At 67.1% G+C, this 15,515-nt stretch carries 14 protein-coding genes; 9 read left to right on the top strand and 5 right to left on the bottom strand.

The window, feature by feature from the left end:
* Window positions 1-42 precede the first annotated feature (42 nt).
* The 9 genes from hisD to EL337_RS08105 all read left to right on the top strand — a co-directional run bounded on the left by hisD (window position 43) and on the right by EL337_RS08105 (window position 9,411).
* Window positions 43-1,374: a histidinol dehydrogenase gene (gene hisD, locus EL337_RS08145; protein WP_048635537.1), complete on the top strand. Its 1,332-nt coding sequence runs from the start codon at window positions 43-45 to the stop codon at window positions 1,372-1,374.
* Window positions 1,375-1,484: 110 nt separating this feature from the next.
* Complete coding sequence (locus EL337_RS08140) at window positions 1,485-2,231, top strand: GntR family transcriptional regulator (RefSeq protein ID WP_048635532.1); 747 nt, start codon at window positions 1,485-1,487, stop codon at window positions 2,229-2,231.
* The gene (locus EL337_RS08135; RefSeq protein WP_048635533.1) at window positions 2,228-3,271 is read left to right on the top strand and encodes an ABC transporter substrate-binding protein; all 1,044 of its coding nucleotides are present in this window, start codon (window positions 2,228-2,230) and stop codon (window positions 3,269-3,271) included. Before EL337_RS08140 ends, EL337_RS08135 begins: the two co-directional genes overlap by 4 nt.
* Window positions 3,268-4,104, top strand: a complete 837-nt coding sequence (locus tag EL337_RS08130) for an ABC transporter permease (RefSeq protein WP_053086878.1) — start codon at window positions 3,268-3,270, stop codon at window positions 4,102-4,104. Before EL337_RS08135 ends, EL337_RS08130 begins: the two co-directional genes overlap by 4 nt.
* A 1-nt stretch (window position 4,105) precedes the next feature.
* Window positions 4,106-4,951, top strand: a complete 846-nt coding sequence (locus EL337_RS08125) for an ABC transporter permease (protein ID WP_053086879.1) — start codon at window positions 4,106-4,108, stop codon at window positions 4,949-4,951.
* Between the two features lie 26 nt (window positions 4,952-4,977).
* A complete protein-coding gene (locus EL337_RS08120; RefSeq protein ID WP_048635534.1) occupies window positions 4,978-5,745 on the top strand; it encodes an ABC transporter ATP-binding protein in 768 nt (255 codons plus the stop codon).
* Window positions 5,746-5,772: 27 nt separating this feature from the next.
* Window positions 5,773-7,314, top strand: a complete 1,542-nt coding sequence (locus tag EL337_RS08115; protein ID WP_170216913.1) for an aldehyde dehydrogenase — start codon at window positions 5,773-5,775, stop codon at window positions 7,312-7,314.
* Window position 7,315: 1 nt separating this feature from the next.
* On the top strand, window positions 7,316-8,056 hold the full coding sequence (locus tag EL337_RS08110; RefSeq protein WP_083442939.1) for an enoyl-CoA hydratase/isomerase family protein: 741 nt from the start codon (window positions 7,316-7,318) through the stop codon (window positions 8,054-8,056).
* Between the two features lie 95 nt (window positions 8,057-8,151).
* Window positions 8,152-9,411 carry a cytochrome P450 gene (locus EL337_RS08105; protein WP_048630476.1) on the top strand — a complete coding sequence of 420 codons (1,260 nt, stop codon included), beginning with the start codon at window positions 8,152-8,154 and terminating at the stop codon, window positions 9,409-9,411.
* Here EL337_RS08105 and EL337_RS08100 read toward each other — a convergent pair.
* Genes EL337_RS08100 through EL337_RS08080 form a run of 5 tightly spaced genes read right to left on the bottom strand, consistent with a single transcriptional unit; the run spans window position 9,384 to window position 15,425 of the window.
* Window positions 9,384-10,517 (bottom strand): NDMA-dependent alcohol dehydrogenase, encoded by a 1,134-nt coding sequence (locus EL337_RS08100; RefSeq protein ID WP_048630475.1) that lies wholly within the window; start codon window positions 10,515-10,517, stop codon window positions 9,384-9,386. The genes EL337_RS08105 and EL337_RS08100 overlap by 28 nt on opposite strands.
* On the bottom strand, window positions 10,514-12,121 hold the full coding sequence (gene fadD1 / locus EL337_RS08095; protein ID WP_048630474.1) for a fatty-acid--CoA ligase FadD1: 1,608 nt from the start codon (window positions 12,119-12,121) through the stop codon (window positions 10,514-10,516). Before fadD1 ends, EL337_RS08100 begins: the two co-directional genes overlap by 4 nt.
* Window positions 12,122-12,163: 42 nt before the next feature.
* A complete protein-coding gene (locus EL337_RS08090) occupies window positions 12,164-12,880 on the bottom strand; it encodes an SDR family NAD(P)-dependent oxidoreductase (protein WP_048630473.1) in 717 nt (238 codons plus the stop codon).
* Window positions 12,877-14,532, bottom strand: a complete 1,656-nt coding sequence (locus tag EL337_RS08085; RefSeq protein ID WP_083442938.1) for a flavin-containing monooxygenase — start codon at window positions 14,530-14,532, stop codon at window positions 12,877-12,879. Before EL337_RS08085 ends, EL337_RS08090 begins: the two co-directional genes overlap by 4 nt.
* Complete coding sequence (locus EL337_RS08080) at window positions 14,478-15,425, bottom strand: alpha/beta hydrolase (RefSeq protein ID WP_048630471.1); 948 nt, start codon at window positions 15,423-15,425, stop codon at window positions 14,478-14,480. The genes EL337_RS08085 and EL337_RS08080 overlap by 55 nt, the downstream gene beginning before the upstream one ends.
* Window positions 15,426-15,515: the final 90 nt, after the last annotated feature.

The following is a 15,515-nucleotide window of genomic DNA, read 5'->3' as shown; positions in this document are numbered from 1 at the left end:
AGCGTCGCGGCCACACTCAGCGACGAAAAGGATGCCAGTCACATGCCCAAGGTGCTCAAAGGCGCAGCCGCAGCCGAAGCAAGGTCGGAACGCAACGACGACGTGGCCGCCACCGTCGCACACGTCATCGCCGACATCGGTCGTCGCGGCGACGACGCGGTACGCGAATACTCCCTCAAGTTCGACAAGTGGGCGCCGGAGAACTTTCGCCTCACCCCGGACCAGATCGAGTCGATCATCGACACCGTGCCCGCCCAGACCATCACCGACATCGAGCTGGCGCAGCGCAACGTCCGGACCTTCGCCGAGCATCAGCTGGCGTCGCTGCGGGATTTCGAGGTCGAGACCGAACCCGGCGTCTTCCTCGGACAGCGCAACATCCCCGTGTCGGCTGCGGGCGCGTACATCCCCGGTGGCCGCTACCCCCTTGTCGCGTCGGCGCATATGACGATCGTGACCGCGAAAGTCGCAGGCGTGGAACGGGTCACCGCGTGCACACCCCCGATTCGCGGTGAAGTACCTGCGGCGACCGTGGCCGCGATGAGCCTTGCCGGCGCCGACGAAATCTACCTCCTCGGTGGCGTGCAAGCAGTGGCCGCAATGGCCCTCGGTACCGAAACCATCGGCAAGGTCGACCTGCTGGCGGGGCCCGGGAACGCCTATGTCGCCGAGGCCAAGCGCCAGCTGTTCGGTCAGGTCGGCATCGACCTCTTCGCCGGACCGACGGAGACCTTGATCGTGGCGGATGCCCACGCCGATCCGTTCATCGTGGCCGTCGATCTGCTGTCGCAGGCCGAACACGGACCCGACTCACCGGCCATCCTGATCACCACGTCGGAGACGCTCGCCGTGGCCGTCGGAGAGCACATCGAGGCGCTCCTACCGACGATGTCGACACGCGACTACGCCGAGCCGGCGTGGCGCGACCACGGACAGGTGATCGTCGCGCGGGACCTGGACGAGGCGTACGAGCTCGCCGACGGGTTCGCCAGCGAGCATGTTCAGATTCTGACCGAGAACCCTCGGGACGCGTTGTCCCACATGCGCAACTACGGAGCGCTCTTTCTCGGCGAGGGAACCTGCGTGTCGTACGGCGACAAGGTGATCGGCACCAATCACACGCTGCCGACGCGAGGCGCCGCTCGCTACACGGGCGGCCTGTGGGTGGGCAAGTACCTCAAGACGGTGACCTATCAGGAAGTGACCGACCGCGCGGCGAGCGCCGCGCTGGGCGAGGTACTGGGCCGCGCCGCCCGGGTCGAGTTCTTCGAGGGGCATGCCCGCTCCGGTGATGTACGGGTCGCGAAGTACCGAGGCAAGTCCGTGCCGTGGGCACCCTCCGCCGCGCCATCCTGGGATCACGTCGACGCGTGAGCTGCGGGAAAGCCCGCAATTGTGACGGCAATCCCACTGTTTTGCCGAAGTGATTGACCGCACACCCCGCGATGTATACATTCAAAGCACTTAGTACACATGGAGGCGAGATGGCATACCAGAGTGCGGCGAGTCGTATCGCGGAGACGTTGCGGACCGAGATCTTGCACGGGGCCATTGCACCCGGGTCCCGGATGTCGCAGTTGAGCATCGCGGAGCGGTTCGCCGTCAGCCGCATCCCGGTGCGCGACGCCCTGCAGATGCTGGCCGGCGAAGGGCTGGTGCACCCGACCTCGAACGCCACCGCGGTGGTCATCGGAATGTCGGTGCCCGAGCTCCAAGAGCTCTACGAGCTCCGCGAAGCCGTCGAACCGCTGGCAACCCGCATCGCGGTGCCGAAGGTGGGCCGCGCGGACATTCTGATGATGCGCAAGCAGATGTCGGTGATGGAAGACAGCAAGGAAGCCCCGATCTGGTTGGCTGCCAACGCCGAGTTTCACGGCGCCATCTACAAACTGGCCGGGCGGCCACGCATGATCGAACTGGTCGAACAACTGCGCCGTCTCACCGACCGCTACCTGCATATGCACCTCGAGGTGATCGGGCAGACCGAGCACCTACATGCCGAACACGCCGCCATTCTGCAGGCGGTTGAAGGCGGCGACGCCGTCCTGGCCGCCCAGCTCACCAAGGAGCACCTGGCGACCTCGCACGACTACATCCTGTCCTACCTGTTGGAGAACCCGACGGCGACCGGCAGCGACGAACTCGTGAGCTACCACGACGGCACTCATCAAGAACTCGCACCCACGGCGACGACGCCGCGGGGCGCTCAAGTGAAGGGAACACAATCGTGAATGGTCTGGGACGCCGATTGACGGCCGCGCTACTGGCCGCCACAACTGCAGTGGCGATGTCCGGATGCGTTTCCCGACCGGACTCCGGTGGGGGCAGTGGCGAAGGCGGAACCATCAGGTTCACGTTCGCCCCGGATCCGGTGTGGGACTACATCACCGAACAGGGCATCCTCTCCGAGATGGAGAAGGAGTCCGGCATCACGATCGAGGCTTCGTCCACCTGGGACGAGTTCGGGGTGTTCGCCGGCGGACATGCCGACATCGTGTCCTCCGCCTCCTATGAGGTACCGGTGATCGAAGAGGAAACCGGCCGCGACACCGTCATCATCGGCAAGTACAACCTCGATCGCAGTGTGATCATCACCCGCGCGGACAACCCCGCCCAGACACTGGCTGATCTCAAGGGTCAAGACATCTCGGCGTACACCGCCGTGTCCGCCACCTTGGTGTGGGGTGCGTACGCGAAGAAGATGCATGATGTCGACTTCCGCACCGGCGGCGGCGATTACAACCTCATCGTGTCCGACCCGCAGCAGCAGGCAGACCTCGTCGAGAAGGGTGAGGTTGCGGCCTGCCTGTGCTTGCCCGAGTTCGCCGCACCGGGACTTCGCAGCGGAGAGCTGAAGGTGCTCTACGACGGCAAGGCCTCCTCGGACATGTACTCCGAGCTGGTCGTACCGGAGCACGAAGGCCCGATGATCAACGTCTTCCTGGCCGGCAACGAATGGGCCCAGGAGAACCCTGACAAGGTCGAGTTCTTCCTCGACGTCTGGCAGCGGGGCCTCTCGGAGTGGGAAGCCAACAAAGCCACGATCATCGAGACCTACCCGCAGCACTTCGCGGTCGAGGCACCCGAGGACGTCGCCTTCGTGCAGGACTACATCGGCGATCACGACTGGTTCGTGCGGGACGTCCGATTCGACCAGGCCTGGGCCGACGGCGAATCGCAGATCTTCCCGTTCCTCAAGGAGACCGGTTTCATGGCCGAAGAGCAGGCACAGCCGAAGTTCCGTCCATCTGAGCAGGGTGGCCAGTCGTGACGGTGACCGCCAACCACTCCGCTGACGAGGTGAGCGCCTCCCCGGAAACGGGGGCGGCGCCCGCCCGCCCGGTGGCCGCATCCGCGCGCCGCTTCGGACTGCATCTCATCGGTTACGCCCTGCTGGTGGCAGTGTGGTCGCTCTGCTCGCTGGTGCTGTTCACCGAGTACGTCCTGCCGGCACCGTGGACGGTGGGTGCCGAGATGTGGCACCTGGCCTCCGATGGCACCGCATTCGTGCAGTTCGGCGCCAGCATCGTCAAGATCGCGCTCGGCTTCGCCATCGGAACAGTGTTCGGGGTGCCCCTGGGCCTGCTGATGGGACGCGTCAAGTACTGGAAGTACTTCTGGCAGCAGCCACTTCTGGTCCTGGGCAACGTTCCCGGCCTGGCCTTCGCAGTGTTCGCCTTGATCCTGTTCGGGATCGGGGCTGTCGGGCCCGTCGTGGTCGTCGCCTTCGTCGCACTGCCCTACGTGGCGCTCAACGTCGCACAGGGCGTCGAAGAAGTCGACCGCCGCCTGGTCGACATGAGCACGGTCTACGGGCTCGGGCGCGGCGATGTCCTCAAGTCGGTCTTCCTGCCCTCGGTGATGCCGTTCCTGTTCGCGGCGTTGCGGTACGGCTTCGCGATGGCGTGGAAGGTCGAGGCGCTCACCGAGGTGTTCGGCGGCCGCAATGGCATCGGCTTCATGATTCGTCAGTCCTTTCAAGAGTTTTCGATTTCCGGCGTCCTTGCCTGGACGGGATTCTTCGTGATCTTCATCCTGTTGATCGAGCGAGTCTTCCTGGCCCAGTTGGAACAACGGTTCTTTGCATGGAGAGGGGGCCGCTGACATGAGCGCACCCGTGAAAGACCGTGACGACACGGTGACCGCCAAAGGTTCTTCCGGGCCCAAGTGGCTGACCGGGCCCGTGGGCGCCGGTGCCGCCGCCGCAGTGCTGTTCCTGGTCTTGTGGCAGCTCGCCGGCACATTCGGCGACCGCATCCCCGGCCCGGGGCCGGTGGTCAAGGCCGCGATGGCCGAGATCGAACGCGGCGAGTTCTTCTACAACTTCGCGATCAGCATGCAGCGTTTCGCGATCGGCATGCTGATCTCGATCGTCCTGGGTATCGCCATCGGTCTCGCCATCGGATCCTTCCGGATCTTCGACGACCTGTTCGGCGACGTGAACCTGGTCGGGTTGGCGATCCCGGCAGTCATCTGGGCCCTGTTGTGCGCCATGTGGTTCGGCTTCGCCGATACCGCGCCGATCGTCACCGTCATCCTGTCCGCGGTTCCCTTCGTCGTGGTCAACGTCGCCGCCGGCGCCCGCTCGGTGCCGCCGGCCCTGTTGGACATGTCGCAGTCCTATGACGTACCTCCGTCGCGGCGGCTTCGACATGCCGTACTGCCCGCCATCACGGGATACGCAGTCGCCGGTATCCGGTTCGGGGTGATGTCAGGGTGGAACGGCCTCCTGCTGTCGGAGTGGTTCGGCTCCGCCGACGGCGTCGGACATCGGGCCCGCTACTGGTACGACGCGAACCAGCTGCCCGGCTTCGTCGCATGGATCGCCTTCTTCATCCTCTTCATGGTCCTCACCGACCGCGTTCTGCTTGAGCGGTTGTCCCGACGGGCCTTCCGGTGGCGCGACGGTGAATCCGTTCCCGGAGAACCCACAGCGGCCGCCGCCGCGTAGATCCCGCTTCATCCCAAGGAGATTTCATGGCCAACGTCACTGTCACCAACCTGGTCAAGGTGTTCGGAACACCCACCGGCCCGCAGACCGTCATCGACAACATCGGATTCGAGATCGCCGACCAGTCCTTCGTCTCTCTGGTCGGACCGTCGGGCTGCGGCAAAACTACGCTGCTCAACATCATCGCCGGAATCGAGTCCGCCACCTCGGGAACCGTCACCATCGGGCAGTCGGGTAAGCCGGCGAAGCTGGCGTATGTGTTCCAGGAGCCGCGGCTGCTGCCCTGGCGGTCGATCTTCGACAACCTGATGTACGTCCAACCGGTGCGCGACGACGCCGCCAAGGAACGCGTCCGCGAGGCGCTCAAGCGAGTCGGGCTCGGGCATGCCGAGAAGAAGTGGCCCGGTCAACTCTCGGGCGGTCAGCAGCAGCGCATCGGCATCGCCCGCGCCCTGTCCATCGAGCCCGATGTCCTGCTGATGGACGAGCCGTTCAGCCACCTCGATGCGATCACCGCACGGGGCCTGCGCGAGCACCTCCAAGAACTGTGGGCCCAGACCCGCAAGACGGTCGTCTTCGTCACCCACGACGTCAAGGAAGCCGCCGAACTGTCCGACCGCATCCTGATGTTGGCCCCCGGCGGGACGATTCACGAGGACATCGCTGTCGACCTTCCCCGCCCCCGCAAGGCGTCCAACACCGAGGTGGCCGTCCTGGAGTCGTCGATCCTGCGCCGATTCGAAGACCTCGAAGCCAGTTCACGCCAGCGCGCCGCCACTCCGGCCGGCGCCTGATCACCTGCCAGACCAGAAAGAATCCGAATGTCTGAACCGGTCATGACCTCTTCCGCGACCACCAACGGAGCTGTCAACGGCGAGCATGCGCAGCCGCTGCTCATCGATGGCGAGCACCGGCCCGGCCGCGGCGAGATCCTCGAGCTGATCAATCCTGCGACGGCGCGGGTGTTCGCCCGCTGCCACAGCGCCAGCATCGAGGACACCGACGACGCCGTGGTGTCCGCGCGCAACGCCTTCACCTCCGGTGTGTGGTCGCAGATGCCGATCCACCAACGGTCCCGCATCCTCAACCGATTCGGGGATCTGCTGGAGCGGGACATGGACAAGCTGTACCGGCTGGAGACGGTCAACAACGGCAGGCCCATCACCGAGACCAAGGCGCAGATCACCCGGCTTCCGGAGTGGTACCGGTACAACGCGGCGCTGCTGCTGGCCGGCCGGGACTCGGTGGTGCCGATGTCGGGCCAGTACCACTCCTACACGTCGCGGTTCCCGCTCGGCGTGGTGGCCACCCTGTCGTCGTTCAATCATCCGCTGATGATCGCCTCGAAGAGCGTGGCCCCGGCGCTGGCCACCGGAAACAGTGTGGTGCTCAAACCGTCTGAGCAGACGCCGCTGACGGCGCTGTTGATCGGCGCGCTCGCGCTGGAGGCCGGCATTCCGCCCGGGGTGTTCAACGTCATTCCAGGATTGGGGCCCGTCACCGGCGCAGGGCTGGCCGAGCACCCGCTCGTCGACAAGGTGGTGTTCACCGGCGGCACGGAGGTCGGCCGCATCATCTCGGTGGCCACCGCCTCACGATTCGCGAAGTCGACGGTCGAATTGGGCGGCAAGACACCGGTTCTGGTGTTCGACGATATTGCCCCCGAGGTGTCGTCACGAGGCGCGGCCTTCGGCGGATTCGTCGGTGCAGGCCAGACGTGCATCGCCGGCACCCGGATCCTGGTGCAGGAGAGTGTGTACGACGATTTCGTCGCCGGTCTCGTCGCCCAGGCCGAGAGCATCAAGATCGGTGACCCCAGCGAGGCCGGAACACAGCTCGGTCCGGTGATCTCGGAACGCGCGCGCCAGCGCATCCTGAACTATGTCGACATCGGCGTTTCCGAGGGGGCGACGTTGGCCACCGGCGGCAAGGCCGTCGAGGTTCCCGGCCTCGACGGTTACTTCATTGCGCCGACCGTCCTTTCGGATGTCAACAATCAGATGAGGGTCGCCCGCGAAGAGATCTTCGGCCCCGTGCTGGTGGTGATTCCGTTCCGCGACGAGCAGGACGCCATCTCGATCGCCAACGACAGCCCGTATGGCCTCGGGTCGTCGATCTGGACCCGTGACGTGGCGCGCGCGCACAGAGTCGCCTCGAAACTGGAACAGGGCATCGTCTGGGTCAACGACCATCACCGGCTCGATCCCTGCTCGCCCTGGGGCGGGGTGCGCGAGAGCGGCCACGGCCGCGAGGGTGGCACCGAGTCGTTCAACGATTTCACCCACGTGCGGGCGGTCACCGTGCGCACGGCACCCGACGACGTCGACTGGTACGGCGGCATCGCCCTGGAAAGGCTCAACTGATATGACTGCGACGCAGCAGATCTCGACGGCCCCCGGGCTGCACTTCGAGCGGGACGGCGCGGTGCTCAACGCACGGCTCGACAGCCCGGACGGCAACCTGATGACGATGGCGATGTGCGATGCGCTGGCGGGCGTATTGACCAACCCGCCCGATGGTGTGCACGTCCTGGTGCTGTCCGGGGCCGGTGACCAATTCTGCATGGGCCGCGAACGCACGGCCGCGACGCCGGACGACCTTCCCGGCGAAGTCCGCCGCCTGGTGGCGGTCAACGACGCACTGGCATCCACCAGCCTCGTGACCGTGGCCCGGGTGCACGGCGACGCAGCAGGTTTCGGTGTCGGCCTGGCCGCGCTGTGCGACGTCGCCGTGGCCACCCGCGCGGCCCGGCTGAGCTTTCCTGAGGTGCGCATCAACCTGGCTCCCGCGCTGGTGTTGGCGTGGCTGCCGCACATGGTGGGCCGCCGGGCGGCATTCTGGCTGACGGCCAGCGGGATGCCGGTATCCGGTGACGAGGCGGTTCGGATCGGTCTGCTCAACGAGGTCACCGAGGACGTCGACGCGCTCGACGCGGCGGTCGACGACAAGATCGCGGCACTATTGGCCGCTCAGCCGCGGGTCCACACCGAGATCAGGGCGATGCTGCGCTCGGTGGAGTCCCTGTCGGAGCGACAGGCCTACGAGTTGGCCAGCGATCGGCTGGTACTGGGTTCGCTGCGCCGGTTGCACACTCCCGGGCACTGAGGCGGCACCGGCACCCGACGGCATTCTGGCCATATCGCCACGTGCGGCGACCGGCGTGAGGTATTGCTGAGCGGAGCAGCCTTGGAGGTGCCGACATGCCCGCTCCCGTTGTGCCACCCGGTTTCGACTTCACCGATCCCGACATCTACGCCCAGCGGGTGCCCGAGGAGGAGCTGGCCGAGTTGCGCCGTTCAGCGCCGATCTGGTGGAACGCTCAGGCCCCCGATGTCGGCGGCTTCGGCGACGGCGGCTTCTGGGTGGTGAGCAAGCACCGCGACGTGCGGGAGGTCTCGCTGCGCAGCGACGTGTTCTCCTCGGCGGAGAAGTCGGTGGTACCCCGGTACAAAGTGACCGGCGGCGGTGGTCAGATCGAAGCCGGGCGGGCGTCGATGATCATGATGGACGATCCCGAACACACCCGGCTGCGCAAGATCATCTCTCGCGGCTTCACCGCGCGAGCGGTGGAGCGGCTGCGTGCCGAGCTGGGAGAACGCGCTCAGCGCATCGCCGCGGGCGCCGCCGAGGCGTCCACCGGCGACTTCGTCCTCGATGTGGCCCGTGAACTGCCGCTGCAGGCCATCGCTGGTCTCCTGGGCGTGCCGCAGGAGGACCGGGAGAAGCTGTTCGACTGGAGCAACCAGATGATCGGGGACGAGGATCCGGAGTTCGCCGAGTACGACTCACTCGGCTCGGCAGCCGAATTGATGTGGTATGCCATGCAATTGGCGGCTGACAAGGCAGGTAAGCCTTCCGACGACATCGTGAGCACACTGCTGGACGCCGACGCCGACGGCCGGCTCACCGAGGCCGAGTTCGGAATGTTCGTCGTCACGTTGACGATTGCCGGCAACGAGACGACGCGCCAGTCGATCACCCAGGGCATGATCGCCTTCACCGAGCATCCCGAGCAGTGGGAGCTCTTCAAGGCCCAGCGCCCGAAGACCGCCGCCGACGAGATCATCCGGTGGGCCTCCCCGATCAACGCCTTCCAGCGCACCGCACTGGCCGATACCGAGCTCGGCGGCGTCCAGATCAGCAAGGGCCAGCGGCTGGTCCTCTTCTATCGCTCGGCGAACTTCGACGAAGACGTCTTCGACAACCCCTTCTCCTTCGACATCCTGCGACACCCCAACCCCCACCTCGGGTTCGGCGGCACCGGGGCGCACTACTGCGTCGGCGCCAGCTTGGCCAGGATGACCATCGACCTGATGTTCAACGCGATTGCCGACCACCTTCCCGATCTACGGCCGACCGGGCCTCCCGAGCGCCTGCGATCGAGCATGATCAACGGCATCAAGCATTGGCCGGTCGACTACTCCGGAGGTCGTCACAGCGCCCAGTCGTCCTCGGTGTAGCGGATCACACCCCGAATAACGTTGCCTGCCAGCATGTCGCGGAAGCCGTCGTTGATGTCGTCGAGCCGGTAACTCCTGGTGACCAGTCCATCGAGGTCCAGCCTGCCCATCCGATACATGGCAGCCAGCAGCGCGACATCGTGACGAAGGTCCCCGCCGCTGTTGACGATGCCCTGCAGCCGTTTCTGCATCAGGACCTGAAGGGCGAGATGGACGGTGACGTCGAAGGAGCGCGTGTCGGCGATCGATGCGAGCACACATCGGCCGCCCTTGCCGGTGAGAATCATCCAGCTGTCGAGGTCCTTGCCGAGCGGTTCCCCCACCGCGACGATGACCCTGTGGGCCATGAAGCCGCCGGTGAGCGCAGCCACCTCCATGATGGCCGTCGAGGTGTCCGGATATGCGTGTGTCGCACCCGATTTCAGGGCACGGTCCCTCTTCCATTCGAGCGGCTCGACGACGATGATGCGGCGCGCCCCCGCGACGACGGCAGCCAGAACGGCGCTCATACCGACCCCGCCCGCGCCGATCACGACGACGTCGTCGCCCGGCCGGACACGCGCAGACCGCGTCACCGCACCCCACCCGGTGGCGACGGCGCAGCCGAGCAGGCACGCGACCTCGAACGGCACCGCGGCGTCGACGGGCACCACCGAGGCGCGGTGCACCACGGCGTAGGGCGAGAACGCGCCGAGCAACGACACGGCGGACACATCGCGTCCCCTCGCGCGGATCCGGAACGATGAATCGCTGATCGATCGGCCGGAGTGCATCGAACCGGCCCGCTCACACAGATTTGGGTGTCCTGCCTGGCACCACGAACACTGCCGACACGACGGCACGCAGGCCAGCACCACGTGCTGACCCACCGCCAGGTCGTCGACGTCGGCGCCGACCGCGACGACGACTCCCGCACCTTCATGCCCGCCGAGGATCGGTGTGCCCGAGGCGGGCAGGGCGCCGGTGGTGAGGTGATGATCGGAGCGGCACAGCCCGGCCGCCTCCAGTCGCACCGTCACCTCGTCGCGGCGGGGATCGTCGATCTCGATCTCGTCGACCGACCACGGCTCGTCGACGCCCCACAGGAGCGCTCCCCTGGTCTTCACCGGCTCACCCGGTCGGACACCGGCACCGCGGACACCACTGTGTACGAGCGCTGCCGGTCGGGCCGTTCCCATAGTTGTCCCCCGGCGGCCGTCACCCCCGCTGTGATGAGTTCGCGTTTGAGGATCTTGTTGGTCGCCGTCTGCGGTAAAGATGCGTTGATCCGGACATAGCGGGGCCACGCCTTGGGCGACAGATCGGGCTGCGCGGCAAGGAAAGCCTCGAACTCGGCCGGGGTGAGGTCGGCTCCGTCGTTGAGGACCACGGCCGCCATGACCTGATCGCCGACCTGTTCGTCGGGCACCGCGTACACCGCGACGTGGTTGACCTGCGGCAACCTCAGCAGGATGCGTTCCACGGGGGCGGCAGCCAGGTTCTCGCCGTCGACGCGCATCCAGTCGGCGGTGCGGCCCGCCAGGTATATCCAGCCCTCGGCATCGCGGTAGGCGAGGTCTCCGGACCAGTACATGCCGTGGCGCATCCGCTCCTCGGTGGCGTCAGGATCGTTGTAGTAGCCGCCGAACGCACCGCCCCCGGTGGTGTTGACCAGCTCACCGACTGCCTCATCGAAGTTGGCCAACGCGCCGCTCTCGTCGAATACCGCTGTGGCGCATTCGGTCACGGTGTCGGAGTGGTAGACCGCGACACCTTCCCAGCCCTTGCCGATGGACCCTGGTGGGCAGCCGTCTTCGCGGACCACGATGACCGCGAACTCGCTGGACCCGAATCCGTCCATCACCCGGCAACCGAACCGGCGGGCGAAGTCGTCGATGTCACGGTCGGCGGCCTCGTTTCCGAAGGCGACACGCAGGGGGTTGTCGGCATCGTCGGGTAGCTCCGGCGTGCCGAGCACCAGCGCCAGCGGTTTGCCGACGTAGTTCATGTAGGTGGCCCCGTAGCGTCGGATATCGGGCAGGAGGCGCGACGGCGAGAATCTGGCGGGCACCATCGCCGCGCCGCTGCAGACGGCGACCGCCCAGCCGGCCGCCACCCCGTTCGAGTGGAACAGCGGCATGGACAGGTAGCACACGTCGTCGGGCGTGACGTCCAGTTGAAGGACCAGGCTGCTGCCACTGAGTACGCCCATCACATGCGCGAACGGCACGGCCTTCGGGTTGCCGCTGGTGCCCGAGGTGAAGATCAGCATCAGGGGGTCGGTGGCGGCGACCTCGCGATGCGGTACCAGCGGCGCCGCGGTGGCGACCGCGTCAAGGTAGGTGCGCGACGCCACATCGATCACCGTGACGCCTGCGAGGTCGAGTCCGTCGAGAAGCGGTCTGTGTTCTGAATCGATCAGCAGCAGTTGACAATCCGAGCGGTGGATATCGGCCAGCAGTCCTTCTCCGCGGCGAGTGGTGTTGACGCCGCACAGCACGTAGCCGCCGAGTGCGGCGGCTGCCATGGACCGCAGCATGGCGGGGGTGTTGCCCAGCAGGGCCCCGACGTGGAGCGGTCGGGCCGGGTCGGCCAGTGCGATCATCGCCGAGGCCTCCGCGGCGGCCTCGGCCAGGTGCTCGCGCCAGGTCCACGTCCGGTCGTCACCGATGACGGCGACGCCGTCGTCGTGCACGCGGTCGCGCAGGACCTGCTGGATGGTTTCACGCACGGGGCGCCTCCTCGGTGGTCGGCCCTTCGGGCACAGCTCGCGTCATGCCGTCGCACCGCCGTCGACGACGAACTCCGCGCCGGTGCAGTAGCCGGCGGCGTCGCTGATCAGGAACGCGACCATCCCCGCGATCTCCTGCGGGTACGCGGCCCTGGGCACCGCAAGGTGGGAGAAGTCGAGGCTGTCGGCGTCGATCATCGGTGTGTCGACGGCGCCCGGGATCACGCAGTTGACCCGGATCCGCGGCGCGAACTCGACGGCCGCCGACCGACTGGCGCCGCGGAGTCCCCACTTCGACGACGCGTACGGCAGCGCGCCGCCGAATCCTCGCAGCGCCGCAGAGGACGCGATGTTGACGATCGCCCCGCCCTGGGGCATTACCGGTGCGACCGTCTGCATTCCCAGAATGGGGCCAACCAGGTTGACGTCCAACATGTCCCGGATCTGCGCCGCTGACCAGTCGGCGAGCGGCGCCCGGCGGTACACACCTGCGTTGTTGATGAGGGCGTCGATGCGCCCGTGGTCGGCGACGGCGGCAGCGACCACCGAGGCCCAGGCGCGCGGATCCGTCACGTCGAGACGGTGGTAGCGCACTCGGTCACCCAGCCGCTGCACGAGCGCGGCACCGTCGGCGTCGAGCACGTCGCAGGCGATCACCTGAGCGCCCAGCTCGGCGAGCAGTTCCGCTTCGGCGGCGCCCTGTCCCCGCGCTGCGCCAGTGAGAAGGACGACCTTGCCGTCCAGCCGGTACGGGATCATCGTGTCGTGAACACCACACCGGTGTAGTCGTTCTCGGCGACCTCGTCGCAGTGTCTGCGGTAGGTGCCGAATCCTCCGATGTAGGGCATGAAGACACGCTTCTTGCCGTCGATGTTGGCGCCCAGGTACCAGGACGACGTGGCGTGGACGAACAATGTCCCCTCGGCGACCTCGGTGACGTGCCGGGTCCACGCTGCGGCGGCATCCGCGCGTGCCTCTACCTGTGCGACCCCGTCGGAGCGGGCCGCCGCGATCAGGGCGATAACCCAGTCGACCTGCACCTCGGCATGCAGGACCATGTTCGCCAACACCGACGGGCTGCCTGGTCCACTGAAGCTGAACAGGTTGGGAAGCTTGGGAATCATCAAGCCCAGGAACGTGATCGGACCGTCCTGCCACAGGTCGCCGAGCCGGGCCCCTGCCGTACCCACCGGATCGATGCGGCGAAGCGCACCCGTCATCGCATCGAAGCCGGTGGCGAACACCAGCGCGTCGCAGCGATAGCCGGCGGTGGTCGTCTGTACGGAATCGGCGGTGATCGCCGTGATGGGTTCGCGGCGCAGATTCACGAGCGTGACGTGGTCGCGGTTGAACGTCTCGTAGTACCCGGTATCGGTGCAGATGCGCTTGGTGCCGATGGGATGGTCGACCGGGATCAGGTCCTCGGCCACCGCGGGGTCGTCGACGAGTTCCCGGATGCGGGCTTCGGCGAACTCCCGGGCGATGTCGTTGGCGGCCAGATCGGTCAGCTGATCCGGGAACGTCTTGCTGAACAACACGCCACCCTGGGTCCACCTCTGGCGCAGGGCGGTTTCGCGTTCCGCGGCGGTGCTCTGCGCAGCGGGTGGCGCGGTGCTGGTGTGCGGGGTGCCTGCGGGCGCATAGGCAGACCGGTGGCGACGGTCCGGGTACTCCGCCCTGATCCGCTGGACGTCCTCGTCGGTCCAGGGGCGATTCGGCATGGGCACGCTGTAGTTGGGTGAGCGCTGGAACACCGTCAGCGATGCTGCTGATGCCGCGATCAGGGGTGTTGCCTGGATACCCGAGGAGCCGGTGCCGACGAGTCCGACGTGCTTGCCCCCGAAATCCGGCGACTGCTCCGGCCAGTCTGCGGTGTAGTAGACGTCGCCGGCGAAGTCGTCGATGCCGGGCAGATCGGGCCGGTTGACCGCGGACAGGCACCCGGTGGCGCACAGCAGGTAGGTGGCCCGGCGGGGAGGACCACTGGACGTGTGCACCTGCCACGTCGAGGACCTCTCGTCGAACACCGCACCCGTCACCTCGGTGCCGAATGCGTAGTGCCGCCTCAGGTCGAACCTGTCGGCGACGTGCTCCAGATAGGCGAGGATCTCAGGCTGCCCGGCGAACCGCTCGGTCCAGGTCCAGCTCTGCTGCAGCTGCTCGTCGAAAGAATAGGAGTAGTCCACACTTTCGACGTCGCAGCGCGCCCCCGGATAGCGGTTCCAGTACCAGGTGCCGCCCACGCCGTCCGCAGCGTCGATGCCGAGCACGCTCAGACCGGCGGCGACCGCTCGGTGCACCGCATAGAGTCCGGCGAACCCGGCGCCGATCACGATGACGTCGTGGTCGGCGGCCGTCACGACGCACCCCGGGCGGCGTCGGCGCTCAACAGCTCGCGCATGTCGGACCATAGAAGGTCGCGGGCGGCGATCGCGGGCGGAAACGGCATCATGGTCAGGAATCCGTGGAAGAGGCCGCGAAAGTCGCGGTGCAGCACCGGCGTTCCGGCGGCGCGCAGCCGCCCGGCGTAGGCGACCCCTTCACTGTGCAGTGGGTCGAGGGTGGCGGTCACCACGACCGCCGGGGGCAGGCCGGCCAGCGACTCGGCGCGCGCGGGCGCGACGAGGTAGGCCGGGTCGGGCACCGTGTCGCCACCGAGGTATTGGTGCCAGTACCACTGCAGTGCCGCCCTGGTGGTGAAGCAGCCGGTGGCCCTGCTCCGCTGACTCTCGGTGTCACAGGACGGATCGATCACCGGATACAGCAGCACCTGTCCGGCGGGCCTGGGCGTGCCGCGTTCCCGGCACAGGATGGCCACCACCGCGGCGAGATTGCCGCCGGCGCTGTCGCCGGCGACCGCGATGCGGTGCGCATCGATACCGAGCAGCGTCGCGCTGGCGACGGCCCACGTGAATGCCTCGTACGCGTCCTCCGCGGCGGCGGGAGCGCGATGCTCGGGTGCGCGCCGGTAACCCACGGACACCACGACAGAATCGGTGTGCCGAGCCATCGCCCGACAGAAGCCGTCGTGGCTCTCGATGTCGCACAGCACAAATCCACCGCCGTGGCAGAACACCACACCGGCACGGCGCTCGTCGGCGGCACCGTGGGGGCGGTAGATCCGCGCATCGACGGGTCCGCCCGCGAGCCGGAGAACGCGGTCCTCGGCCACGGCATCGTCGGCATTGGTGACCGGCTGGCGTCGAGCCGCCACCGCAGCGCGCGCCGCCTCTGCGGACATCTGTTCGACCGCCGGAAACGCGTCGTCGAGCGTCCGCAACATCGCGGCTACACCGTCGTCCATGGGCTCCTCGCTGGTGGTGATCTGTTTCTATCAGAAATAGAGACGTGGCCGGGCCGAAATGTCGGCTTCCCTGCGGGGATCCTCATCTAG

Origin of the sequence: Mycolicibacterium aurum, assembly GCF_900637195.1 — a bacterium.
Classification (GTDB): Bacteria; Actinomycetota; Actinomycetes; order Mycobacteriales; family Mycobacteriaceae; genus Mycobacterium; species Mycobacterium aurum.
Note: the sequence above shows the minus strand (reverse complement) of the source record. Positions and strands in the feature narration are given on the sequence as shown.